General features: G+C 49.7%; 24 protein-coding genes and 2 other annotated features. Of the genes, 20 read left to right on the top strand and 4 right to left on the bottom strand.

Annotation, left to right across the window (positions count from 1 at the left end):
* Nucleotides 1-176 precede the first annotated feature (176 nt).
* The 3 genes from CK797_RS03830 (at nt 177) to CK797_RS03820 (ending at nt 2,741) form a co-directional block, all read left to right on the top strand.
* Nucleotides 177-1,127 carry an AEC family transporter gene (locus tag CK797_RS03830; protein WP_104688484.1) on the top strand — a complete coding sequence of 317 codons (951 nt, stop codon included), beginning with the start codon at nt 177-179 and terminating at the stop codon, nt 1,125-1,127.
* Between the two features lie 63 nt (nt 1,128-1,190).
* Complete coding sequence (locus CK797_RS03825; RefSeq protein ID WP_104688483.1) at nt 1,191-1,877, top strand: 2,3-bisphosphoglycerate-dependent phosphoglycerate mutase; 687 nt, start codon at nt 1,191-1,193, stop codon at nt 1,875-1,877.
* On the top strand, nt 1,878-2,741 hold the full coding sequence (locus CK797_RS03820; RefSeq protein ID WP_104688482.1) for an alpha/beta hydrolase: 864 nt from the start codon (nt 1,878-1,880) through the stop codon (nt 2,739-2,741).
* Between the two features lie 49 nt (nt 2,742-2,790).
* Here the strand turns inward: CK797_RS03820 and CK797_RS03815 are convergent, their stop codons facing one another.
* The 3 genes from CK797_RS03815 to CK797_RS03805 form a co-directional block, all read right to left on the bottom strand.
* Nucleotides 2,791-4,131: an aminopeptidase C gene (locus CK797_RS03815; RefSeq protein ID WP_104688481.1), complete on the bottom strand. Its 1,341-nt coding sequence runs from the start codon at nt 4,129-4,131 to the stop codon at nt 2,791-2,793.
* Between the two features lie 251 nt (nt 4,132-4,382).
* Nucleotides 4,383-5,066: a ribose-5-phosphate isomerase RpiA gene (gene rpiA, locus CK797_RS03810; RefSeq protein ID WP_104688480.1), complete on the bottom strand. Its 684-nt coding sequence runs from the start codon at nt 5,064-5,066 to the stop codon at nt 4,383-4,385.
* An 11-nt stretch (nt 5,067-5,077) separates the two neighbouring features.
* Nucleotides 5,078-5,374 carry a GNAT family N-acetyltransferase gene (locus tag CK797_RS03805; protein ID WP_104688506.1) on the bottom strand — a complete coding sequence of 99 codons (297 nt, stop codon included), beginning with the start codon at nt 5,372-5,374 and terminating at the stop codon, nt 5,078-5,080.
* Nucleotides 5,375-5,502: 128 nt separating this feature from the next.
* Here CK797_RS03805 and CK797_RS03800 point away from each other — a divergent pair, with 128 nt between their 5' ends.
* The 12 genes from CK797_RS03800 to rplA all read left to right on the top strand — a co-directional run bounded on the left by CK797_RS03800 (nt 5,503) and on the right by rplA (nt 15,059).
* On the top strand, nt 5,503-6,039 hold the full coding sequence (locus CK797_RS03800) for a dUTP diphosphatase (protein ID WP_104688479.1): 537 nt from the start codon (nt 5,503-5,505) through the stop codon (nt 6,037-6,039).
* An 11-nt stretch (nt 6,040-6,050) separates the two neighbouring features.
* Entirely contained in the window at nt 6,051-7,427 is a 1,377-nt protein-coding gene (gene radA, locus CK797_RS03795) for a DNA repair protein RadA (protein WP_104688478.1), read from the top strand.
* A 27-nt stretch (nt 7,428-7,454) separates the two neighbouring features.
* Complete coding sequence (locus tag CK797_RS03790) at nt 7,455-8,606, top strand: PIN/TRAM domain-containing protein (protein WP_104688477.1); 1,152 nt, start codon at nt 7,455-7,457, stop codon at nt 8,604-8,606.
* 360 nt (nt 8,607-8,966) lie between these two features.
* A complete protein-coding gene (gene cysS / locus CK797_RS03785) occupies nt 8,967-10,379 on the top strand; it encodes a cysteine--tRNA ligase (protein ID WP_104688476.1) in 1,413 nt (470 codons plus the stop codon).
* A gap of 12 nt (nt 10,380-10,391) precedes the next feature.
* Nucleotides 10,392-10,805, top strand: a complete 414-nt coding sequence (locus CK797_RS03780) for a Mini-ribonuclease 3 (RefSeq protein WP_104688475.1) — start codon at nt 10,392-10,394, stop codon at nt 10,803-10,805.
* Entirely contained in the window at nt 10,795-11,544 is a 750-nt protein-coding gene (rlmB, locus tag CK797_RS03775) for a 23S rRNA (guanosine(2251)-2'-O)-methyltransferase RlmB (protein WP_104688474.1), read from the top strand. Before CK797_RS03780 ends, rlmB begins: the two co-directional genes overlap by 11 nt.
* Nucleotides 11,545-11,999: 455 nt before the next feature.
* Nucleotides 12,000-12,593 (top strand): RNA polymerase sigma factor, encoded by a 594-nt coding sequence (locus CK797_RS03770; RefSeq protein WP_104688473.1) that lies wholly within the window; start codon nt 12,000-12,002, stop codon nt 12,591-12,593.
* Nucleotides 12,594-12,712: 119 nt separating this feature from the next.
* On the top strand, nt 12,713-12,862 hold the full coding sequence (gene rpmG, locus CK797_RS03765) for a 50S ribosomal protein L33 (protein WP_104688472.1): 150 nt from the start codon (nt 12,713-12,715) through the stop codon (nt 12,860-12,862).
* A 12-nt stretch (nt 12,863-12,874) separates the two neighbouring features.
* Nucleotides 12,875-13,051 (top strand): preprotein translocase subunit SecE, encoded by a 177-nt coding sequence (secE, locus tag CK797_RS03760; protein ID WP_104688471.1) that lies wholly within the window; start codon nt 12,875-12,877, stop codon nt 13,049-13,051.
* Nucleotides 13,052-13,167: 116 nt separating this feature from the next.
* Nucleotides 13,168-13,716 carry a transcription termination/antitermination protein NusG gene (nusG, locus tag CK797_RS03755; RefSeq protein ID WP_104688470.1) on the top strand — a complete coding sequence of 183 codons (549 nt, stop codon included), beginning with the start codon at nt 13,168-13,170 and terminating at the stop codon, nt 13,714-13,716.
* 131 nt (nt 13,717-13,847) lie between these two features.
* Nucleotides 13,848-14,273 carry a 50S ribosomal protein L11 gene (gene rplK, locus CK797_RS03750; protein WP_104688469.1) on the top strand — a complete coding sequence of 142 codons (426 nt, stop codon included), beginning with the start codon at nt 13,848-13,850 and terminating at the stop codon, nt 14,271-14,273.
* Nucleotides 14,274-14,366: 93 nt separating this feature from the next.
* Nucleotides 14,367-15,059, top strand: a complete 693-nt coding sequence (rplA, locus tag CK797_RS03745) for a 50S ribosomal protein L1 (RefSeq protein WP_104688468.1) — start codon at nt 14,367-14,369, stop codon at nt 15,057-15,059.
* A gap of 134 nt (nt 15,060-15,193) precedes the next feature.
* Here rplA and CK797_RS03740 read toward each other — a convergent pair whose 3' ends face one another.
* Nucleotides 15,194-15,985, bottom strand: a complete 792-nt coding sequence (locus tag CK797_RS03740; protein WP_104688467.1) for a 2-keto-4-pentenoate hydratase — start codon at nt 15,983-15,985, stop codon at nt 15,194-15,196.
* Nucleotides 15,986-16,172: 187 nt separating this feature from the next.
* Nucleotides 16,173-16,400 (bottom strand) — a binding site (T-box leader).
* A 92-nt stretch (nt 16,401-16,492) separates the two neighbouring features.
* On the opposite strand from CK797_RS03740, the gene pepI reads away from it, so the two are divergent.
* The 5 genes from pepI (at nt 16,493) to CK797_RS03715 (ending at nt 21,340) form a co-directional block, all read left to right on the top strand.
* Nucleotides 16,493-17,380 (top strand): proline iminopeptidase, encoded by an 888-nt coding sequence (gene pepI, locus CK797_RS03735; RefSeq protein WP_104688466.1) that lies wholly within the window; start codon nt 16,493-16,495, stop codon nt 17,378-17,380.
* A gap of 99 nt (nt 17,381-17,479) precedes the next feature.
* Complete coding sequence (locus CK797_RS03730) at nt 17,480-18,676, top strand: PLP-dependent aminotransferase family protein (RefSeq protein ID WP_104688465.1); 1,197 nt, start codon at nt 17,480-17,482, stop codon at nt 18,674-18,676.
* A 180-nt stretch (nt 18,677-18,856) separates the two neighbouring features.
* Nucleotides 18,857-18,975: a sequence feature (ribosomal protein L10 leader region), on the top strand.
* 32 nt (nt 18,976-19,007) lie between these two features.
* Nucleotides 19,008-19,508, top strand: coding sequence for a 50S ribosomal protein L10 (rplJ, locus tag CK797_RS03725; protein WP_104688464.1), 501 nt, complete (start codon nt 19,008-19,010; stop codon nt 19,506-19,508).
* Nucleotides 19,509-19,570: 62 nt separating this feature from the next.
* Nucleotides 19,571-19,936: a 50S ribosomal protein L7/L12 gene (gene rplL, locus CK797_RS03720; protein ID WP_104688463.1), complete on the top strand. Its 366-nt coding sequence runs from the start codon at nt 19,571-19,573 to the stop codon at nt 19,934-19,936.
* Between the two features lie 360 nt (nt 19,937-20,296).
* On the top strand, nt 20,297-21,340 hold the full coding sequence (locus CK797_RS03715) for a DUF5692 family protein (RefSeq protein WP_225365018.1): 1,044 nt from the start codon (nt 20,297-20,299) through the stop codon (nt 21,338-21,340).
* Nucleotides 21,341-21,450: the final 110 nt, after the last annotated feature.

Below are 21,450 nucleotides of genomic sequence, written 5' to 3'. Positions count from 1 at the left end.
CCTATATCTTGTTAAAATTAGTCAATCTTCACAATTATAAACTATTTTGCAAGGTGACGACATTTTGATAAGACAAATAGTTTAAGATGTCGGATTATGGTCGGTAGGGACCAGACGGTGGGTGTACAATAAGAAATAATTTTGGTGAGTTTATGAGAAAGAGAGGAATTGGTTTAATGCTTTCAATTTTTCTATCGGCCGTTTCTGGAGTTCTGATTATTCTGGTAATGGTCGTAGTCGGGTTCGTGATGAACGAACGTGGCTGGTTCACTCTCCAGTCACCCCGGATCATCTCTCGCCTAGTCACTGAGATTGCCTTGCCATGCTACATGGTCACCACCATCATGCACGACTTTTCGGCTAGCGAGTTGAAGACCCTTCTGCCCGACCTGCGCTACCCAGTGCTATCGATGATCATCCTCTTTGCCCTATCCTTTGCGGTGGCCCGGGCGATCGGGATTAATCGGTCCCACCTTGGCCTCTTCTCATCGATGTTTTTCAACTCTAACACGGTTTTCATCGGGCTGCCGATCAACCTGGCCCTCTTCGGTAACGCCTCGATCCCGTACGTACTGGTCTACTACATGGCTAACACGACTTTCTTTTGGACATTAGGGGTATGGCTGATCCAGCGTGATGGCCTGCATGAGGCCAAGATTGACGTTAAGACGGCTCTCAAGAAGATTTTCTCGCCGCCACTGCTCGGTTTTATTCTTGGGGTTATCCTAGTGATGCTCCATATTCGTCTACCAAAGTTTGTGATGAGTGATCTTTCCTACATTGGCGGGCTGACCATCCCACTGTCGATGATCTTCATCGGAATTGCGATCTCGAATGCTGGACTAAGCCGGGTTCGGCTGACGCGTGATGCATGGGGAATCCTGCTGGGGCGGTTTCTCTTCGCCCCAGTTTTGATGGCTATTCTGGTCCTGCCCAGCAGTATGCCGCCGTTGATGAAGCAGGTCTTTATTCTTCAGGCGGCGATGCCGGTGATGACTAACGCCCCGGTCGTTTCCAAACTCTACCATGCAGATGCCAACTATGCCGCGATCATGGTTACTGAGACCACCGTTCTAAGCGTGATTGTCATTCCAATTCTGATGGTGATTATCAAGACTTTGTTGTAGTTCAAGACTGTTAAAAGGTGCACAACTGCGCTATGATTAATACTGGCAAAGGAGTGAAAGTGTATGGTAGATTTAGTAATTGTTCGGCATGGTCAAAGTCAGGCTAACCGGGATAACATCTTTACGGGCTGGACGGACGTGCCACTGACTCCCGAGGGCATTCAGCAGGGAATTGCGGTCGGCAGGGCACTAAAGCAGATTGGCATCCAGTTCAGCGATGCCCACACCTCCTACATGGAGCGAGCAATTATGACTACCAACCTCGTTCTCGATGTGATTGATCAGCTTTATATTCCGATCCATAAGACCTGGCGCTTGAACGAACGGCACTATGGCGCGCTGAGTGGGCGGAATAAAGCCCAGGTCAAAGAGGAGGTTGGTGCCGACCAGCTCCACCGCTGGCGGCGGGGATTTACTGACCTGCCACCAAAGTTGGAACACCGCCAGCACGAACGCCGCTATGATCGATTGGGGGTCAAGATACCGCTGAGCGAGAGTCTGGCGATGACCCAGCAGCGTTTGTTGCCGTACTGGCAGGACCAGATTGCTCCACGACTGTTGGATGGCAAGAATCAGCTAATCGTGGCCCACGGCAGCTCACTGCGGGCCTTGATCAAGTACCTCGATCAGATCCCTGATGACGAGATTGACCAAGTTGAAGTACCTAACGGCAAGCCGATTTGGTATCGTTTTGATGACCGGCTGAACATCGTCAAGAAGACCTTTATTACAATGGATGGTGAAAAATAAATGATTCATGAGTTGCATAACAACCCCGAACTGACCGGTCAGGTACGCCTGATTGAAAATATCACCTATGCTGCCGTGGCGGGGCGTCCGCTCAAGATGCAGATCTTGGCACCGTGGACCCAACGCTACCCGAAGCAGTATCACCCCGCTCCCCGACCGCTGATCGTCTTTGTTCAGGGGAGTTCCTGGCGGACGGGCCGAATGGGTGAAGAGATTCCACAATTGGTTCAATTCGTTAAGCATGGCTATGTGGTTGCCACGGTCCAACACCGTAGCGCCATTGATGGTTTTGCCTTCCCGGCCTTCTTAAAGGATGTCAAGACGGCAATTCGTTTTCTTCGGTATAAGGCTGCTAAGTATGCGATTGATCCCCACCGGGTTGCCATCTGGGGGACCTCATCTGGGGCCAATGCCGCCATGCTGGTCGGCCTGACCGGGGACGATCCACGTTACAAGAGCCACCTTTATGCCCACGAATCAGACAAGGTCGATGCGGTGGTTTCCTGCTTTGCCCCGATGGACGTGGCTGATACCTTTAAGGCTTCTGCTAAGGTACCCGGCAACAAGCTCCTCCAGTTCTGCCTGTTTGGCATGGATACCGCTAAATGGCCGGCAAAGATGGCAGAGATGAGCCCATTGGACGTTGCTAAGCCTGGGCAGGATTACCCGCCGTTCCTGCTGATGCATGGTGATGCCGACCAGGTGGTGCCATACCACGAGATGGTCGATATGTACAACAAACTGGATAAAGATGGTTACGATGTCGAGGCCTACCGGGTGAAGGGGGCCAATCATGAGCGTGACTTCTGGAGTCAGCGGATCTATGACATTGTTTTGGACTATTTAGATAAGAAAGTAAAGTAATAAAAAAGATACCGGATTTTGAGTCCGGTATCTTTTTTTGTTGATGAGCTTAGGCCAAGGTACCCATTGGATCCCATGGCTTCAGGACGATTGGGTCTTGGGCCTGAGCAGCCTTCAGCTTGTCGGAGAGGTACTTCTTGTTGATGACGATCTGGTAGCAGTACTTGTTCATCCAGGCGTCACTCATTACGAAGTAGCCCTTGTGGCCGACCTTGTTACCCCAGGAATTTTCAACCTTCCACTTGGTTGGCTTGCCATTGACGATATCGACACCGGTCAGAACCATTGCGTGGTCCATCATGCTCTGACCATAGTCGAGGGCCTCGGCTTTGGTCATATCTAAGTCCATGTCGAAGAGGGCACTGTAGTCGTAGGTATTGAGGGCCATGATCCCGAGCTTGGTTTCGGAGTACTGGACAACGTCAGAGCCGAACCAGACGCTTTCGCCATGCTTGAGCTGCTCGATGGCTAGTTCTTTGAACTCATCCATCGGCAGGTTGAGGTGTTTGATCTGACGACCACCGACCACGTTACCCAGCATATCGATCGTGTAGGTCTGGTGATACTTCTTATCGGCAGTTGGGGCCTGGATGATAGAAACGTAGTCGTCAAGGTTCCAGCCGACGTACTTCTTGAAGAACTCCTGGGGAGTCAGGTTGGTATCACGGTGGAACTTGTTATCCTTTTTGGTGCGGTATTCAAAGTCAAAGTGGGTGCTTGGTTCTCCAAAAGCGTAGGCCAGCATCCGGTAGACCTCATTCAGCATCGTCATCCGTTTGGCATCTAGCTCACCTTGATCAGCGTGGTCCTCGTTGACCATCCGGCGGAGGATTACGGCGTCGTGGCGGAGCTTGTTATTGAGGACACTATCGATCCCTCGGGAATTGTTGGAATTAAATGATTCCGGCATGGCGGACTTCGGCATTACCCCGTATTTCTCGATCAGGGCACAGAGCATGTCCCACTGACCGCCGTCATTTTGCGGTTCAGCCATCAGCCAGGCGACCTTACGGCTATCCGTAGGTTTGTGAGCGGTCTTTAGGACATTCTCGTAGAAGTAGTTGGCCTTCTCAAACTTATCCCAGAAGAACTGGTAAGATTGGGAGAGTTCAAAGTTGTCGGGTAGGTTAAACTTTTCCTGCATCTCGTGCCGCATGGTGTTCAAGGCAGCAAACATCCAGCAGCGGCCGGATTGCTTTTGGTCGGCGACGTCCCCAGTCTTCAAGTCAATTGAGAAGTGGGGATCGTTATCCTTGATGGCGTGCCAGTTGAAGCTGGCGTTACGCACCCCGTTCTTGGTTACCGCGTTCTCAATGACGTGGCTGTCGTGCCGGTTATCGTAGTCGTTGCGGAAACGCTTGATATCATCCTTTTTAATTTTAAAAGCCATAGAAAGACCTCCTCATTATTCTTATATCTATTATAGGAGAATTACAGGACTGGGGGAAGGCAGACACTCATTAGTTATAGGGATATTAAGAAATTGGCACGTATGACGACCATGGGGAATAATTGGGGACGGGAACGAGCAACGGGTAATTAGGTGTGGGCCGCTTTTATCATAAATATCATCGTGGATATAAGAAAAAGATCGAGCGATCCGCCTTTTGGCAGGTTGCTCGATCTTTTTGCAGTTATTGATTAACGGGCGTGCATAACCTTGGGGCCATCATCGGTACCAACGATAACGTCATTGACCCGGTTAAGGAAGAGACCGGTCTCAACGACCCCAACCATGTGGATTAGTTCATCCGCCAGTGCGGCCGGATGGTTGATCTCGCCGAGGTGGAGGTCAATGATATAGTTGTTTTCATCGGTGCGGAATTTCTTGTCGCCATCCATCCGCCAACTCGGCTTGTAGCCCTTCTTTTCTAGGCGGGCGAAGACATGCTGGCTACCAAATGGGATGACTTCGACGGGGAGCGGGAACTTGCCCAGCTTGTGGACCAGCTTGCTCTGGTCGACGATCCACATCACCTTGTTGGAGGCGTTGGCGACAATCTTTTCCCAGAGGAGGGCGCCACCGCCACCCTTGATTCCCTGGAAGTCATCGCTGATCTCGTCGGCACCGTCAATAGTCAGGTCAATGTGGTCGACGTCATCGAGGTTCTTGATGGTGATGCCGAGGCTTTCGGCCTGCTTGGTGGTTCGGCTTGAGGTCGTGACCCCGATGATGTCGGTCAGGTTACCGGCCTGAACCTGCTTACCGAGTTCGTCGACCATGTAGCGGACGGTTGATCCGGTACCGAGGCCGACGATCATGCCGGACTTGATGTACTTGACTGATTCCTTACCCGTTTGGGCTTTTAATTCGTCTTGATTCATAAACATTCCTCCTATGAAAAACGATCTTCTGGTAATAACAAACGCTGGTATTCCGGATGGAGCTTGAACTGCTGGGTTGCGTAAGGACACATCAGCTTGACGGTCCAATCTTGGTCACTGGCGTACTTAATAAAACGTTTTACAAGAACGGCAGCAATCCCCTGACCACGGTAGTCGGGATGGACGAAGACTCGTTCGACAACGACCCGGTCGGGGTAACCCGCCACGGCCGGGAAGCTGATCTCACCAATAAATGGCTGGTGAGTGTCGCTAGCAACGATCCGGTGATCCTCGATTTGATATTGCAAAGTGATCACATCCATTCACTATCAATTTTCCGTAAAGTAATCCGAAAAGTCAAGCCTTAGCGATACCATTCCCAAACGTTCTATCCTATAATATTAAAATAGTGATTTAAATCGATGAGGTGAGCTAAATGAAACGCGGATTCAAAGTGGTCTCAGGCAAGGTCAAGGATGGTATCACCCTGCCCCGACGGCAGACGGCCAATGCGGCTGGGTATGACTTTGCGGCAGCAACGGACTTCACCCTACCGTCGATCTGGAAAGGAAACTTCATTAAGGCGCTTTGGACAATTCACCAGCACAAGAAGCTGACGGACGCCGACTTCACTGCGGCTGATGCCCCACTGAAACCTTACCTAGTGCCAACGGGTATCAAGGCCTACATGCAGCCTAACGAGTTCCTCCTCCTGGCTGACCGGTCGAGTGGTCCACTGAAGCGCCGGCTGGTCTTGCCCAATGGGGTCGGGATTGTTGATGCTGATTACTATAATAATGACAGCAACGAAGGGGAGATCTTCTTCCAACTGATTAATTACGGCCTGCGTGACTATCATATCAAGAAGGGCGAGCGAATTGGACAGGGAATCTTTATTCCCTACCTGCTTGCCGACGATGAGGAGACACCGACCACCCAGCGGACCGGGGGATTCGGTTCAACGCAAAAGTAAGGAGCGTTAATATGGCCAAAGTAAGAACACAATATATTTGCCAAAACTGCGGCTACAACTCACCCCGCTATTTGGGCCGCTGCCCGAACTGCGGCGAGTGGAATACCTTTGTTGAGGAGCAGGTCCAGAGTAGTAGCGCAACGACAGCCAAGACTAAGACGACTACCTTGACCGGTCTGGTCGCTAAGCCACAGAAAATCAGCGAGATTAACAGTCACGAAACGCCCCGGGTTAAGACCCGCCTCAACGAGCTCAACCGGGTCCTCGGCGGCGGGATTGTACCGGGGTCTTTGATCCTGATAGGTGGGGATCCTGGGATTGGGAAATCAACCCTCCTCCTCCAAGTATCGGGCCAGCTGAGTGATGAACACCACCGGGTCCTCTATGTTTCCGGTGAGGAGAGTGGCACCCAGATTAAGATGCGGGCGGAACGGCTCCACGTGGCTGGGGACAATTTTTACGTTTACCCGGAGACCAACATGGACAGCATTCGCGACACAATTCGTGAGCTTAAACCGGAGTTCGTGGTGATTGACTCCGTGCAGACAATGCAGGCCACCGATGTCAGCTCAGCGATCGGTAGTGTTTCCCAGATCCGTGAAGTGACTGCTCAATTGATGCAAATTGCCAAGAGCAATAACATCACGATCTTTGTGGTTGGTCACGTTACCAAGGGTGGGGCACTAGCCGGGCCGAAGATTCTTGAACACATGGTGGATACTGTTCTCTACTTTGAGGGGGACCTCCACCACACTTACCGGATCCTGCGATCGGTGAAAAACCGGTTTGGATCAACCAACGAACTGGGTATTTTTGAGATGCACGCCAACGGTTTAACCGAGGTTAAGAATCCATCCGAAATCTTTTTGGAAGAACGGCTCCGTGACGCCACTGGATCAGCTGTGGTCGTTTCTCTTGAAGGGACTCGGCCAATTTTGGTTGAGATCCAGGCCCTAGTTACGCCGACGGTCTACGGAAATGCTCAGCGGACCGCTAACGGTTTGAACCGAAATCGGGTATCATTAATTATGGCGGTGCTGGAGAAGCGGGCCAACCTGATGTTACAGAACCAGGATGCCTACCTGAAGGCGGCTGGTGGAGTCAAGCTGGACGAACCAGCAATCGACTTGGCGATTGCGGTGGCGATTGCCTCAAGCTACCGTGACAAGGGAACCCGACCGAGTGATGCATTCGTTGGGGAGGTTGGGCTGACCGGTGAGATTCGCCGGGTCAACCGAATTGAGCAGCGGGTGGCTGAGGCCCAAAAACTGGGCTTTGAGCGAATCTTCGTACCAAAGAACAATATGAAGGGCTGGACCCCGCCGAGTGGAATTGAAGTCATCGGGGTGACTACCCTGCGTGAAGCGTTGCGTCTGGCACTGGCCTAGAATTTTAATGAAGGAGGTTTTATTATAATGCGGAAACGGATTGTGGTTGCAATCTACGTCCTCGTTGGGGCGATGGTGGGCTTTTACTACCTGCCCCTATTATGGGACGTGATCAACCTGCACATTGCACTCCCATTGTTGGTATTCTTAGATATTGTTATTGGTGCACTTATTTTCTGGCTACTAGGACTGCTATTGGCCAAACCAACAATGCGACTGCTTACCCAAATTGAGCGGGAATTGACAAGGAAGAACCCACTCTATCTAATCTTTGGTGCCTTGTTGACAATCCTTGGGTTGATTCTGGCGGTATTGATTTCAATTCCGTTGTGGCAGACCAATATCCCGATCGTCAATAATGTCCTGCCGATTCTCTTGATGCTACTGTTCAGCTACCTGGGCTTTCGGTTGGGGACGACCCGGCTTGACGAGTGGAAGAAGCTTTTGAACCGGCGGAACCAACATGATGATAAAGGTGAGGTGCTGGATCGACACGATGCCAACTATCACCACTACAAGATCTTAGACACCAATATCCTGATTGATGGTCGGATCTATGACCTGGTTAAGACTGGATTCCTGGAGGGAACCCTCTTAGTACCCAACTTTGTCCTTTATGAGCTGCAGTACATTGCGGATGCCGGAGAGAGCATCAAGCGGGTCCGTGGTCGGCGCGGTCTGGATATCCTAAATAAATTGCGTAGTGAGAAGATCGTGCCCATCGAGATGTATGATGGCGATTTCGAGGACATTCCTGAAGTTGACAGCAAGCTGATTGCCTTGGCCAAGAAGGTCAACGGCGCGATCGTTACCAACGACTACAATCTTAACAAGGTTATCCAGTTTCAAAATGTTGACGTTTTGAACATCAATAATCTGGCTAAGTCGCTGCGTCCCCGGGTAATCCCCGGTGAGACCCTTAACGTTGTGGTTGTCAAGAAGGGGACCGAACGTCAGCAGGGTGTTGCCTACCTAGACGACGGTACGATGGTCGTGGTTGAGGATGGCCGCTACTTCATGAACAAGCCAATTGAAGTAGAGGTTACCAGCGCTTTGCAGACTGATGCCGGTCGAATGATCTTTGCTCGTCCGCTTCATTCTCAGCGTGGAATTGACGAACATAAGGATGATGAACAGGATAAAGGCTCGGATAAGCCGTCAAAGAATAAGAAGAAGTAATTAAAAAGGAGACCGCCTGTCGCGGCCTCCTTTTTGAATTTGACTAAAAAAAGAGCGGCCTGGGATTGGCCGCCCTCGATAATAGGGAGTATTACGAAAACTTGGGGGAGATTTCGTAATAATTATTTTTTCGGTTACTATTGGGAGGAGTAATTGAAAAATAATAGGTTTCATTGATGTAGTAAAGCTCTTCCTTTACTACGTCTATTATACTATCAGTAGAATGTGAAGAAATTATGACCAAAGTCTTAAATAAATTTTCAAGTGGTGAAATCTTCAACTGGGCGCGGATCAGAATGGTTTGTGGTAAGATTAAGGAAGTAATTTATAAGTAAATTAATCGATGAGGGAGCGGATCAGATGCTAACAATTTACAATACGCTGACAAGGAAAAAAGAAGAGTTTAAGCCACTACATCCAGGCGTTGTTAACATGTATGTCTGTGGCCCGACGGTTTATAACTACATTCACATCGGCAATGCTCGCTCGGCGATCGCCTTCGACACGGTGCGGCGCTATCTTGAATTCAAAGGCTACCAGGTCAATTACGTCTCTAACTTCACCGACGTTGACGATAAGATGATCAAGGCCGCCCATGAGCAGGGGATTACCGTTCCCCAGTTGGCGGAGAAGTACATCAACGCCTTCATGGAAGATACGGCAGCAATCAACATTGAACCAGCTACCTTACACCCACGGGCCACTGAAAATATCCCCGACATCATCAAGTTCATCAGTGGCCTAGTCGATAAGGGTTACGCTTATGAAAAAGATGGCGATGTCTATTACCGGGCCCGCAAGTTCAAGCATTATGGTCAGTTGTCCGGTCAGTCGATCGATGACCTTGAGGTTGGGGCTAGTGAGCACGTTAGCGTTGACGAGGTTGATAAAAAGGAAGACCCGATGGACTTTGCCCTCTGGAAGGCTGCTAAGCCCGGTGAAATCAGTTGGGACTCCCCGTGGGGACAAGGCCGGCCTGGTTGGCATATCGAATGTTCTGTGATGTCGACCAAGTATCTTGGCAAGACGATTGACATCCATGCCGGGGGCCAAGATCTGGAGTTTCCACACCACGAGAACGAGATTGCCCAGAGTGAGGCTGAAAATGGCCAGCAGTTTGTTCGCTACTGGATGCACAACGGTTTCGTCACCATCGGCAAGGATAACGAGAAGATGAGCAAGTCCCTGCACAACTTCATTACCGTCCACGACATCATCAAGACGGTTGATCCGCAGGTGCTGCGTTTCTTCATGGCGACAACCCAGTACCGGCGGCCAATCCAGTATAGTGAGGATAACTTGACCGATGCCAAGAACAATTTGGACCATATCCAGACGGCCTATGACAACCTGACCTATCGGGAACAGGATGCTCAGTCTGGCGAGGATGATGCTGTTAACACTCAGTTAGCAACGTTTAAGCAACGTTTTACCGACGCAATGGATGATGATATCAACGTCCAGAACGGGATTGCCGTGGTCTACGAGCTGGTCAAGTATGCCAATATCTATGCCCAACAGGAGCAGGTCCACGCCGGGGCGCTGGCCAATCTGAAGTCGACCCTGGCAACCTTGATGAGTATCTTTGGGGTTAAGCTGACCGCTGCTGACAACCAGATTGACGATGAACAGATCAAAAAGCTGATTGAAGAACGTAATGAAGCCCGCAAGAACAAGGACTTTGCCCGCAGCGACCAGATCCGGGATGACCTGAAGAAGCAGGGGATCATTCTCGAGGATACCCCCCAGGGAACCCGCTACAAGAAGGAGTAAATTAGAACAACAATGGAAAATGCAGATTATCGACAACTGAACGGGATTGCCCTGGCCTACCTCGGTGATGCCGTCTACGAAGTGTTCATCCGCCAGCACCTGCTGAGTACTGGGCTGAGCAAGCCCACCAAGCTTCAGCACATTGCCACCCACTATGTCTCGGCCAAGGCCCAGGCAGCACTGATTGACCTGATGAAGCAAGACGACCTTTTAACCGAGGAGGAATGGGCCTACTTCAAGCGCGGCCGTAACGCTAATAGCCATACCCACGCTAAGCATACCGCGGTCCTGACCTACCGGATTTCGACTGGATTTGAAGCTCTGATGGGGTATCTCCAGCTTTCGGGGCAAGCAAAGCGGTTGAGCGAACTGGCCGAATGGTGCATCAAACAAGTGGAAGCGGGGCGGACAAAACATGAAGACTGAAAACACTGATTTTATTATCGGCCGGCATCCGGCGATCATGGCCCTCAAGTCGGACCAGGAGATCAATAAGGTTTTTATCCAGTCGGGACTGAAGGCTGATGCAATTGCTCAGATTATTAAGCTGGCTAAGCAGCAGCGGCTGGTTATCTCTAACGTGCCTAAGACTAAGCTGGACACGATGACCAACCACCAGAATCACCAGGGAGTTGCCCTGGCGGTGGCTGCCTATCAGTACGCCACGATCGATGACCTCTTTGCCAATGCGGCCAAGCACGAAGAGGACCCATTTTTCTTGATCCTCGACGAGCTAGAGGACCCGCATAATCTGGGTTCGATCATCCGGACGGCAGATGCGGCCGGTGTTCACGGGATCATCATTCCGCGACGGCGGGCGGTCGGATTGACCTCTGTGGTGGCTAAGACCTCGACTGGCGCTATCGAGCACGTTCCGGTAGCCCGGGTCACTAATCTGGTCCAGACTGCCAAGGAACTCCAAGAACGTGGTGTCTGGCTTTTTGGTACTGACATGCAGGGGAAGGACTACCGGACCTGGGATGCTCACGGAGCGGTGGCCCTGGTGATTGGTAATGAGGGTAAGGGAATCTCCACCCTCCTTAAAAAGACATGTGATGAGATGCTGACGATTCCAATGATCGGTCACGTGCAGAGCCTTAACGCCAGTGTGGCGGCCAGCCTGCTGATCTACCAAGGCTTTAATTCTCGTCATCCATTAGAATAGGCAACAAGATGTGACCAGGAAATAAGCCTTTTTTAGCGTGGCCAATGCATTAAAATTTAAGAACTAAGCGTGACTGGCAGTGAAGACATGATTTCATTGCCAGTCACGTCTCTTTAAACGACAACTTTCACTTATCGTCTCTTTAAAAACTAGTGATTTATTGAGAAAGCTGATACTATAATGACCGATTTTTATAATAATTGGCTGCCTGAGTATAGTTATTAACGTTCGATTAGGCGTTCCATCAAACTAGATATGCTGCTATTGTCCACTAGCTGCTTTTGATAAATTAATATCAGACGCGTGGGTTTTACGGAAATTGCGCTGCTTTTTGAAAGCGCTTTTTCGCCGACAGGTGGGGAAGGTAAATACCATGCTGGACGGAAACTAGTATAGCGATGAGCACTAGTTGAAATCGTGACGGGTCAATTAAATTAGGGAGGAGCAATGCAACAATGCACTGCACCAACAAGACTAGACATTTTATGCGTGATCGTGAGGAGATCAAGTTACTGACTGCGGCTCGAACGGGAAAAGATCGGGAGTTCCAGACATTATTCAACCAGTACTGGCCACTGGTTCGCCGCCTCTGGCAGGAATACTACGTGGCGGATTTAGAACTGGAGGACTGGCATCAGGAGGCCGAAGTAGTGATGATGCGGGTCCTGGACCGGTACCACGGCGGATCACTGGCCCAATTTGCAGGCTTTTACAAGCAGAGCCTAATCAATCGTCTGCTGGACCTATACCGGGCCCGGCAGGCTTATAAGCGAATCCCCGCTAGCCAGCTTTCTTCATTGGGGGATGAGGATGCCGAGCAACTGGTGGACGGTCACCATAACCGTCCAGAAGACATTGTCTACTGTCAACTCTGTCTGGAGTCCTTTATGAAGCGGTGTTCACCGTTTGAACGCCAAGTGATTGGTCGGTTGCACCAGGGAGCTAGCATTGCGGAGCTGAAAGGACAATTTAATTGTGATGAACGCAAGATTCGTAGCGCACTAACCCGGGGGCGGCGCAAGCTGATTGCCGAGCTGCAACAAAAATAATATTGCTTAATAACGGCTGAGTAAGCGGACTATCCCGCTACTTGGCCGTTTTATTTGGCGATTCAGTTGATTTAAACGCGAATTTCGTGCTAACCTATTTTATGAATGGAGGTGGTCGGATGTCTCAACAGAAAGTTGCCTTGGAATGTACCAAGTGTGGTGCGCGCAATTACACGATCACCGCTAATCCGCAGCGACAATCACGTCTAGAACTACGCAAATTCTGCAAGCATTGCGGGGAGTATACGCTCCACCGTGAGAGCAAGTAGGTGGAGGCAAGGATGCACTTAATTCAATTTATCAAGAGTGTTAACCATGAGATGAAGCTGGTTGTTTGGCCAACTGCAAAGGAAAATCGGCGTGACACAACGATCGTCATTTCACTGACGTTGTTTTTCGTCCTCTTCTTTGCCCTGTTTGATTGGTTGATTCAATTATTAATGAAACTGTTTGTCTAGGATATGGTCAAACGGTAGGTTGTCTGTTATACTGAATTTGGTGAACTTCGTGACGAGCGAGGTTTTTTATTTTGGCAAAAACTTTGAAAAGCATTAGTTTTTAAGGAGGATTTATCGTGGAATCACATGAAAAACGTTGGTACGTCTTGCATACTTACTCCGGTTATGAAAACCGGGTGAAGAGCAACCTGGAGTCCCGGGCCCAATCGATGGGGATGCAGGACTACATCTTCCGGGTCGTCGTTGCAAACGAGACGGTACGGCAGGTGAAGGATGGCCAGGCTAAGGAAGTTGTTGAAAACACCTTCCCGGGCTACGTCTTGGTTGAAATGATCATGACCGACCAGGCATGGTACATCGCCCGGAATACTCCCGGCGTTACCGGTTTCCTGGGTTCCCACGGTGGTGGTTCCAAGCCAACGCCACTGCTTCCCGAAGAAGTAGAACGGATTATGAAGCGGATGGGTGCTGAAATCACCGTCAGTGACCTGGATGTCAAGGAGGGCGACACGGTTAAGGTAATTGCCGGACCATTCGCCGACCTGACAGGTAAGGTTACCGAGGTCGATCACGAGAAGCAGAAGCTTAAGGTCAACGTGGAGATGTTTGGCCGGGAAACCTCTGCTGAGCTGGGCTTTGACCAGGTTGATACCACGGTAGATTAATCGTTGGAAACGAACTTGAAATTGTGAGATAACTGTGGTATGTTTCTATGGTATGCTATTCGACATACTGTGGGAGAGGTAAATTTTCTGCCTCATCATGACCACAACACGGACTAAGGAGGTTTTGTCTCGTGGCAAAGAAAGTAGCTAACGTTGTCAAGTTGCAAATTCCTGCCGGTGCGGCTACCCCAGCTCCACCAGTAGGTCCAGCACTTGGGCAAGCAGGTATTAACATCATGGGCTTCACTAAGGAATTCAACGCACGGACTGCAGACCAAAAGGGTATGCTGATCCCAGTTGTAATTACCGTTTACGAGGACCGTTCATTTGACTTCATTACTAAGACGCCACCTGCTGCTGTCTTACTGAAGAAGGCCGCTGGTGTTGAACACGGTTCCGGTGAACCTAACACGAACAAGGTTGCTTCTGTAACCAAGGACCAAGTTAAGGAAATCGCCGAAACGAAGATGCAAGATCTAAACGCAGCTGACGTAGAAGCAGCTATGCGCATGATTGAAGGTACTGCACGCAGCATGGGCTTCACTGTTGAAGACTAGTTGCTAAGCAGTCCGGACGCATTATCAAAGTAATGCGTCTCCGTGGGAGGTATTAACTCCGCTAGACCACATTTGCAAGGAGGAAAACACAAGATGGCTAAGAATCGTGGTAAGAAGTACCAAGACGCGCTTAAAAAGGTTGACAGCAAGAAGGAATACGCTGTTAACGACGCGGTTCAATTAGTAAAAGATATTGACTTTGCTAACTTTGACTCAACTGTTGAAGTTGCATTTAACTTAAACGTTGACACTAAGCAAGCTGACCAGCAATTACGTGGTGCCGTTGTTTTGCCAAACGGTACTGGTAAGGACCAAACCGTTATCGTATTTGCTGACGGTGAAAACGCCAAGGCTGCCCAGGATGCCGGTGCGGACTTTGTTGGTTCCGACGACCTGGTAGAAAAGATCCAAGACGGCTGGCTCGACTTTGATGTTGCTATCGCAACGCCAAACATGATGCCTAAGGTTGGTCGTTTAGGTCGGATCCTTGGCCCTAAGGGCTTAATGCCAAACCCAAAGACTGGTACGGTTACGATGGACGTTGCCAAGGCCGTTTCTGATGCCAAGGCCGGACAAGTTACCTACCGGACTGACCGTGATGGTAACGTTGCTGTACCATTCGGTAAGGTTTCCTTCGACACTGACAAGCTGGTTGAAAACCTGAAGACGTTGGAAGACATCGTTGCTAAGGCTCGTCCTGCTTCAGTACGGGGAACTTACATCAAGCACGCTTCAATCGCCTCAACCTTTGGCCCAAGCGTAACGCTTGATCTGGCTTCATTCTAATCTAGATATGAGGTAAAAATCGCCGCGAGTTGCTACTCGCGGCTTTTTTGTATTCTTAATGTCAAAAGCAGCGAAGCCGGGTGAAAGCTTCGCTGCTTTTAGGAATAAGTATTCATTAATGGTAGCGTTAATTACTATTGAACGGTTAGCTCGACACTTCCCAGATCATGGTCGAAGCGGACTAACCAGTGGCCTTGGACCAGCTTTGGCGGCAGAACAAAGGTTCCTGAGGAGACCAGCTGCCCCTGACGGAAGACCTTTCCCTGGCTGGCCAGTTTCTTGACTAGCCATTGCAGGGAGTTCAGCGGGTTGTCGAGGACCTCCTTGGAGACGCCCTCATCAAGTTTACGGTCACCAAGATAGAGTTGGGCATTAACCATTGCCAGTTCGTCGATGTTCTTAAAGAGTTGGTCGGTTGGGTGCTCCTCACCGTAGACGACCAGGCCACCAACGGCACAGTCGGCCATGACATTATACTTGCTGAGATCCGGGAACCAGTCGGCAAAGCGGGAGTCCGGAACCTCCAGGGCCCCAGCGACCGTTGTCTTACGCATCAGGTCTTCGAGACTGTCGCTGGGCTGCAGGTCCTCCTTGGCTCGAAAGGCGAGTTCAACTTCTACCAGAGGTTCCATCTGGTCGGCTAGCTTAACCGTTGCCGGTGATGGCAGGAAGTGACTGTCAACCTGTTGACCGTAAAGCGGGGAGTTGGCGTCAAACATCTGCTGGGTCTTCTTGCTGGTTAGTGAAACCTTGTAGCCGCCGACTGGAACTCCTTTAAGTTCCATTACGCGATTCTGGACGGCATAGGCAGTATCATCGTCTGTGACGGTACCGTTCCAGTCTGCTTCTCGGAGGGGACGGCCAGATGTGCTGGCGTCAAATAGTGCTTGGGCGAATTTAGCTTGTTGTTCGTTTAATACAGTCATAATCAATTCCTCCATTTTCTCTTGACCATGACCCCGTCCCCAATCATTTACCCACACGGATGAGGATCATGGTTATTGGTATTCGTATTCTTTTGGTAGTATTCATCAATAATGTTAATGTCGCTATCGGTCATGTTCCTCACCTCCTTTAGGAAACAAAAACGTCCTCTAAGCATCGTTATGACGCTTAAAGGACGAATAGCTCGTGGTACCACCTTTTCTTCATGGAATAATCCATCTCGACCAGACATGATAATCTGTGGTCCGGGTAATGGTGGACGAAACCAGGGGAACCTACTGCCTTCAGTCCCCAGCTTTCAGGTGATGTTCAGTTTAATGACATTGCTTGGTTCGCACCAACCACCAAGTCTCTGCAATCAGTTCATCAACCTACTATCCTGAGCATTGCTGTTTCTTTGTTAATTTTTGATTATGATACTCATTGATTTATAATCTGTCAACCCTGTTTGGTAAAAATGTTAAGATTAGTGGCAAGGAGGAAATACAATGAACGTAACCGAACTTAACATTCCTTTTGGTCACTTCCATACCTACTGTCGAATCGTGGGTGAGCCGGGCGGTCGGCCACCACTACTCCTATTACATGGCGGACCAGGTTCGACTCACAATTACTTCGAGCTGCTGGATGACCTGGCGGAACGTACCGGTCGTCAGCTGATCATGTACGATCAACTAGGCTGTGGGCGTTCATCAATCCCCGACGACCAGCCTGAATTATACACGGCGGGAACTTGGGTGGCCGAGTTGGCTAACCTGCGCCGGTATTTGGATCTTGATCAGGTCTACCTGCTGGGCCAATCATGGGGCGGAATGCTGGCAATTATCTACCTCTGTGACTACCAGCCGCAGGGAGTTCAAGGCGTAATCCTCTCTAGTACCCTGTCCTCAGCCCGGCTGTGGTCCAATGAGCTCCACCGTCTGATCAGGTTTATGCCTGAGAAAGACCAGGCGGCCATCCGTCAGGCCGAGCAGACGGGTGATTTTACCAGCCCAATCTATCAGCAGGCTAACGCGGCTTTTATGGCACGCCATGCGGCGGCTCCAGTAACGCCCGAGTCACCAGAACCGTTGCGGCGGGCTAAGCGGGGTGGTAATAGGGCTTACCTGACCGCCTGGGGACCCAATGAATATAACCCGCTGGGGAATCTTAGAAATTATGAATATACGACCCGGCTAAACTGGATTAAGATACCGACTTTAGTAATTGACGGGACCAACGATCTTTGTACGCCCCTAGTAGCCAAGACGATGTTTGACCACCTGCCGAACGCGCGCTGGCAGCTATTTTCGGGAGCGCGGCATATGGTTTTTGCGGAACAGACCGCAGCCTATGAGCGGACGGTGGCCGATTGGCTAGGCATGGTTGAAAAATGAAATTACCCCTTAACAAGTTTGCATGGTTGGTGTATACTGCTTACCAACATCGATGATTAAAAACCGGTGAGAAAGATTAGTTTTTAAGGAGTGACGACAATGACCCAATTTAAGTATTCAAAGCGTGTTCCAGCAGATGGGACAGATGCGGTGGGCGCAATTCTCAAGGCAGCGGCGGATCCGCAGATTATTTCATTTGCTGGGGGATTGCCGGCACCCGAATTATTCCCAGTTAAAGAAATGAAGGCAGCGGTGGACAAGGCTTTTGATACCCACGGCCAAGAAGTCATGCAGTATGGCGCGGCCAAGGGGGTTACCGCCCTGCGTGAATTGATTCAAAAGCATGTTAAGGAAAAAGAAGACGTCGACGCCGAACTCGACAACGTATTGGTCACTACTGGATCGGAGCAGGTTCTTGATCTGGTCGGCAAGGCCTTTGTCAATCCCGGTGATACTGTCTTAGTTGAACAACCAACCTACCTGTGTGCCCTCGATGTGTTCAAGACTTATGGGGCTAACTTCGCTGGTGTGGAGATGGATGAACAAGGGATGAAGATGGACGCCTTGGAAGAAGCACTAAAGGCCCATCCGAATACTAAGCTGATTTATACGGTACCAAATTTCCAAAATCCAACCGGCCGGACAATGACTCTTGACCGCCGTAAGAAGCTGGCTGAACTGGCTGCCAAGTATGACGTTTACGTCTTGGAAGACAATCCTTACGGCGAAATTCGCTTTGCTGGCGAGCATGTGCCGGCTGTAAAGTCCTTCGATAAGACCGGTCATGTCTTCTATATGAGCACTTTCTCCAAGACCCTGGCTCCTGGCTTCCGGCTTGGTTGGGTCGTGGCCGATTCTGAAGTGGTCAACAAGCTGACCGTGCTGAAACAGTCGGCCGACCTGCACACCGATAACCTGGTTCAGTATGCAGTGGCCCAGTTCTTTGCAGACAATGATGTTGACGCCCACGTTAAGGAGATCAGCAACCTCTACGGTAAGCGTAAGCAGTTGATGGCCGATGGGATTAAGCAGTACTTCCCAGCCGGTGTTAAGTACACTGATCCTGAGGGTGGAATGTTCCTCTGGGTCGAGGTTCCCGGAGTAGACGATACCGTCGAGCTCTTCAAGGAGTGCTTGAAGCATAACGTGGCTTTCGTGCCTGGCGACCCATTCTTCGCCGGCCAGCCCCAGCCGGGCGCTTTCCGGCTGAACTACTCCAATGCTCAGGAGGATCAGATCAAGGCCGGCATGAAGCAGCTTGGTGCAGCTCTTCAGGATGCCGTTGCCAACAAGTAGTTTCAGTCCCTAATAATATCTCAATATGTGTTTTCCAAACCCCAGACGCGATCGTGACGTATCCGGGGCTTTTTTGTGAGCTGAACCGAGCTGATGCCAAGCACGATGGCCGTCTCTAGGAGATAGAAATTCAGAAAAGTCCCTTTACAGGACTGGGGAAGCATGTTAAACTATCTAAGTTGATTAAATATGACTCTGCCTAAGACTCAGGTGGCGTAAGCCTTAATCCAATGCCTGCCGAGGAAGAAATGTAAGTTCCTTCTCTATGTCTGCGGTCATAGGGATTTTTTTATAAAATCCGATCAAAATACATTGCAGGAGGTGAAAATTCATGAGTGAAGCAGCTATTGCTAAGAAGGCTGAAATCGTTAAGGACACTCAAGCTCTGCTTAATGATGCTGAATCAGCTATCGTTGTTGACTACCGTGGTTTGACGGTTGCCGAAGTTACTGACTTGCGTAAGCAACTCCGTGACGCCGGTGTTAAGATGTCAGTTATCAAGAACAAGATTCTTGAACGGGCCGTTGAAGGCACTGACTACGAAGATCTGAAGAGCACCTTTGTTGGTCCTACTGCTGTGGCTTTCTCAAACGAAGACCCAATCGCACCAGCAAAGATCTTGAAGAAGTTCGCTGATGACCACGACGCTCTTGAAATCAAGGGTGGCTTCATCGAAAAGAATGTTAAGACTCTCGATGAAATCAACGAATACGCTACTATGCCAAGTCGCGAAGACCTGTTGTCAATGCTTGCATCTGCACTGCAAGATCCAATGCGGAAGATTGCCCGTGCAGTCAAGGCCGTTGCCGACAAGGAAGACGAAGCCGCATAATTGCCGTATTAAGATTAAATACCAAATTAAAATCAATTACCTAAATATTGGAGGAAATAAACATGGCTTTTGATAAGGATGCTATCATTGCTTCATTAAAGGAAGCATCAATTTCTGACCTTAACGACCTTGTTAAGGCAATCGAAGATGAATTCGACGTTTCTGCAGCTGCTCCAGTTGCTGTTGCCGGTGCTGCCGGTGGCGATGCTGCTGCTAAGGACAGCTTTACTGTTGAATTGACTGAACCAGGTCAAGCCAAGGTTAAGGTTATCAAGGCTGTTAAGGACATCACTGGTGTCGGCCTGAAGGATGCTAAGGACCTGGTTGACGGTGCTCCTTCAGCAATCAAGGAAGACGTTAAGGAAGACGAAGCCAACGAAATCAAGGAAAAGCTTGAAGCCGCTGGTGCTACTGTTACCCTTAAGTAGTCTTACATTCATTAATACGAGGGAAGGTCGCCAATTGGCGGCTTTTTCTTTTTAAACACAGAATAAGGTTTAGGATGCAATGTCCTAAACCTTATTTTTTAATTGTACCGATTTATTTGCAGTTGTTACTCCCAGAATCCAATCATAGTTGCACAAATGTTAGTCCAAGTGAATACTGCTGGACAAATCAGGGGAGCGTCAAGAGGATGGGGTATTATTTGCACACTAATTGCCACAACTGTTTTAGTATGAGATGAATATCCATAAATAAACGTTGTTTCCCAAATCTGCACTATTGTACAATAAAACCGTAATAGGAAGCGCTTTCTTAACCGTGTTGCTCACGTGATAGGGGAGGTAATGAAGATGCTATTTCAGGTTTACGGTGACCAGGCGACTTGGCAGTTTCTCGGCTGGTTCCTTGTCTTCACTAGTTTGATTGTGGCTAACGAAATCGCCCGGCGGAGCAAGCTCGGGGGATTGCTTTTCTTTGTTATTCTGCCGGTATGTCTGACCATTTACTTTATCACGATTTATATTTGCGCAGCACAGGGCCAGTCGTGGGCGTTGCATAATCAGACCTATGTTCACATGAACAGCTGGTTCCACTATGCTAAACTCTACGCGGCTACCTTTGGCTGTATTGGTTTCATGATCCTGAAATATCACTGGGGTCATCTTGGAAAAGCCTACTGGTTCAAGGTATTTCCCTTCGTTATTGTAGCAATTAATATTTTTATCGCGGTAGGAAGCGACTTTGAATCAGCCATTCGAGGAATGCACGCCTTAGAGACTACCGGCAGTCAGTGGTGGTTGTCGTCAGAGGGTGTATGGCTCTATGGTGGCTGGTGGAACGTCCTCAACGGCCTAGCTGGAATTCTTAATGCTTTCTGTATGACCGGCTGGTTTGGTATCTACTCATCCAAGAACGAGGATGATATGCTGTGGCCGGACATGACCTGGCTATTCATTCTGGCTTACGATGTCTGGAATTTTGAATATACCTACGCTAACCTGCCGACTCACACCTGGTACTGCGGGCTGGCCCTCCTGCTGGCCCCAACCTTTGCGGCAGCCTTTTGGAACAAGGGTGGTTGGATCCAGAACCGGGCTTTCACGCTGGCCATCTGGTGTATGTTTGCCCAGGTTGTGCCGGAGTTTCAGGAGACCGGGAAATTCGCGGTTCTTCCCGTCCTATACAAGGATGGGGTGATGAACCCAGCTGTTCATCCCAGTGCTGCTGACCCGCATATGATGGGAATTATCGCGGTCTTGTCGCTGGCGATTAATGTAGTGGTCTTCTGTATTATTTGGAAACGGGCCAAGAAGATGCACATCAACCCGTACCTGCACCCGGTATTTGCCGGTACCAAGGATTATGAGGAGGCAATGGCTCGTCGTTAATCCAGCTGATTTAGATGAAGAACCGTGACGATTACGCCACGGCTTTTTTATTTTAAAGAGGCTTGCCAGCTTTATACTGATTATATATAATACTATATATCATATAATAT

Source organism: Limosilactobacillus pontis, assembly GCF_002940945.1.
GTDB classification, from domain to species: domain Bacteria; phylum Bacillota; class Bacilli; order Lactobacillales; family Lactobacillaceae; genus Limosilactobacillus; species Limosilactobacillus pontis_A.
This window is presented reverse-complemented; position numbering and strand designations above follow the sequence as displayed.

Excerpts from the sequence above, each read along its gene's own strand:
- rlmB (WP_104688474.1), top strand. The coding sequence starts at position 10,795 with ATGAAGACTGAAAACACTGATTTTATTATCGGCCGGCATCCGGCGATC.
- CK797_RS03730 (WP_104688465.1), top strand. The coding sequence starts at position 17,480 with ATGACCCAATTTAAGTATTCAAAGCGTGTTCCAGCAGATGGGACAGAT.
- CK797_RS03820 (WP_104688482.1), top strand. The coding sequence starts at position 1,878 with ATGATTCATGAGTTGCATAACAACCCCGAACTGACCGGTCAGGTACGC.
- radA (WP_104688478.1), top strand. The coding sequence starts at position 6,051 with ATGGCCAAAGTAAGAACACAATATATTTGCCAAAACTGCGGCTACAAC.
- rplJ (WP_104688464.1), top strand. The coding sequence starts at position 19,008 with ATGAGTGAAGCAGCTATTGCTAAGAAGGCTGAAATCGTTAAGGACACT.
- CK797_RS03715 (WP_225365018.1), top strand. The coding sequence starts at position 20,297 with ATGAAGATGCTATTTCAGGTTTACGGTGACCAGGCGACTTGGCAGTTT.
- CK797_RS03830 (WP_104688484.1), top strand. The coding sequence starts at position 177 with ATGCTTTCAATTTTTCTATCGGCCGTTTCTGGAGTTCTGATTATTCTG.
- CK797_RS03800 (WP_104688479.1), top strand. The coding sequence starts at position 5,503 with ATGAAACGCGGATTCAAAGTGGTCTCAGGCAAGGTCAAGGATGGTATC.
- pepI (WP_104688466.1), top strand. The coding sequence starts at position 16,493 with ATGAACGTAACCGAACTTAACATTCCTTTTGGTCACTTCCATACCTAC.
- rpiA (WP_104688480.1), bottom strand. The coding sequence starts at position 5,066 with ATGAATCAAGACGAATTAAAAGCCCAAACGGGTAAGGAATCAGTCAAG.
- CK797_RS03740 (WP_104688467.1), bottom strand. The coding sequence starts at position 15,985 with ATGACTGTATTAAACGAACAACAAGCTAAATTCGCCCAAGCACTATTT.
- CK797_RS03825 (WP_104688483.1), top strand. The coding sequence starts at position 1,191 with ATGGTAGATTTAGTAATTGTTCGGCATGGTCAAAGTCAGGCTAACCGG.
- CK797_RS03780 (WP_104688475.1), top strand. The coding sequence starts at position 10,392 with ATGGAAAATGCAGATTATCGACAACTGAACGGGATTGCCCTGGCCTAC.
- cysS (WP_104688476.1), top strand. The coding sequence starts at position 8,967 with ATGCTAACAATTTACAATACGCTGACAAGGAAAAAAGAAGAGTTTAAG.
- rpmG (WP_104688472.1), top strand. The coding sequence starts at position 12,713 with ATGTCTCAACAGAAAGTTGCCTTGGAATGTACCAAGTGTGGTGCGCGC.
- rplA (WP_104688468.1), top strand. The coding sequence starts at position 14,367 with ATGGCTAAGAATCGTGGTAAGAAGTACCAAGACGCGCTTAAAAAGGTT.
- rplL (WP_104688463.1), top strand. The coding sequence starts at position 19,571 with ATGGCTTTTGATAAGGATGCTATCATTGCTTCATTAAAGGAAGCATCA.
- CK797_RS03790 (WP_104688477.1), top strand. The coding sequence starts at position 7,455 with ATGCGGAAACGGATTGTGGTTGCAATCTACGTCCTCGTTGGGGCGATG.
- CK797_RS03815 (WP_104688481.1), bottom strand. The coding sequence starts at position 4,131 with ATGGCTTTTAAAATTAAAAAGGATGATATCAAGCGTTTCCGCAACGAC.
- secE (WP_104688471.1), top strand. The coding sequence starts at position 12,875 with ATGCACTTAATTCAATTTATCAAGAGTGTTAACCATGAGATGAAGCTG.
- CK797_RS03770 (WP_104688473.1), top strand. The coding sequence starts at position 12,000 with ATGCACTGCACCAACAAGACTAGACATTTTATGCGTGATCGTGAGGAG.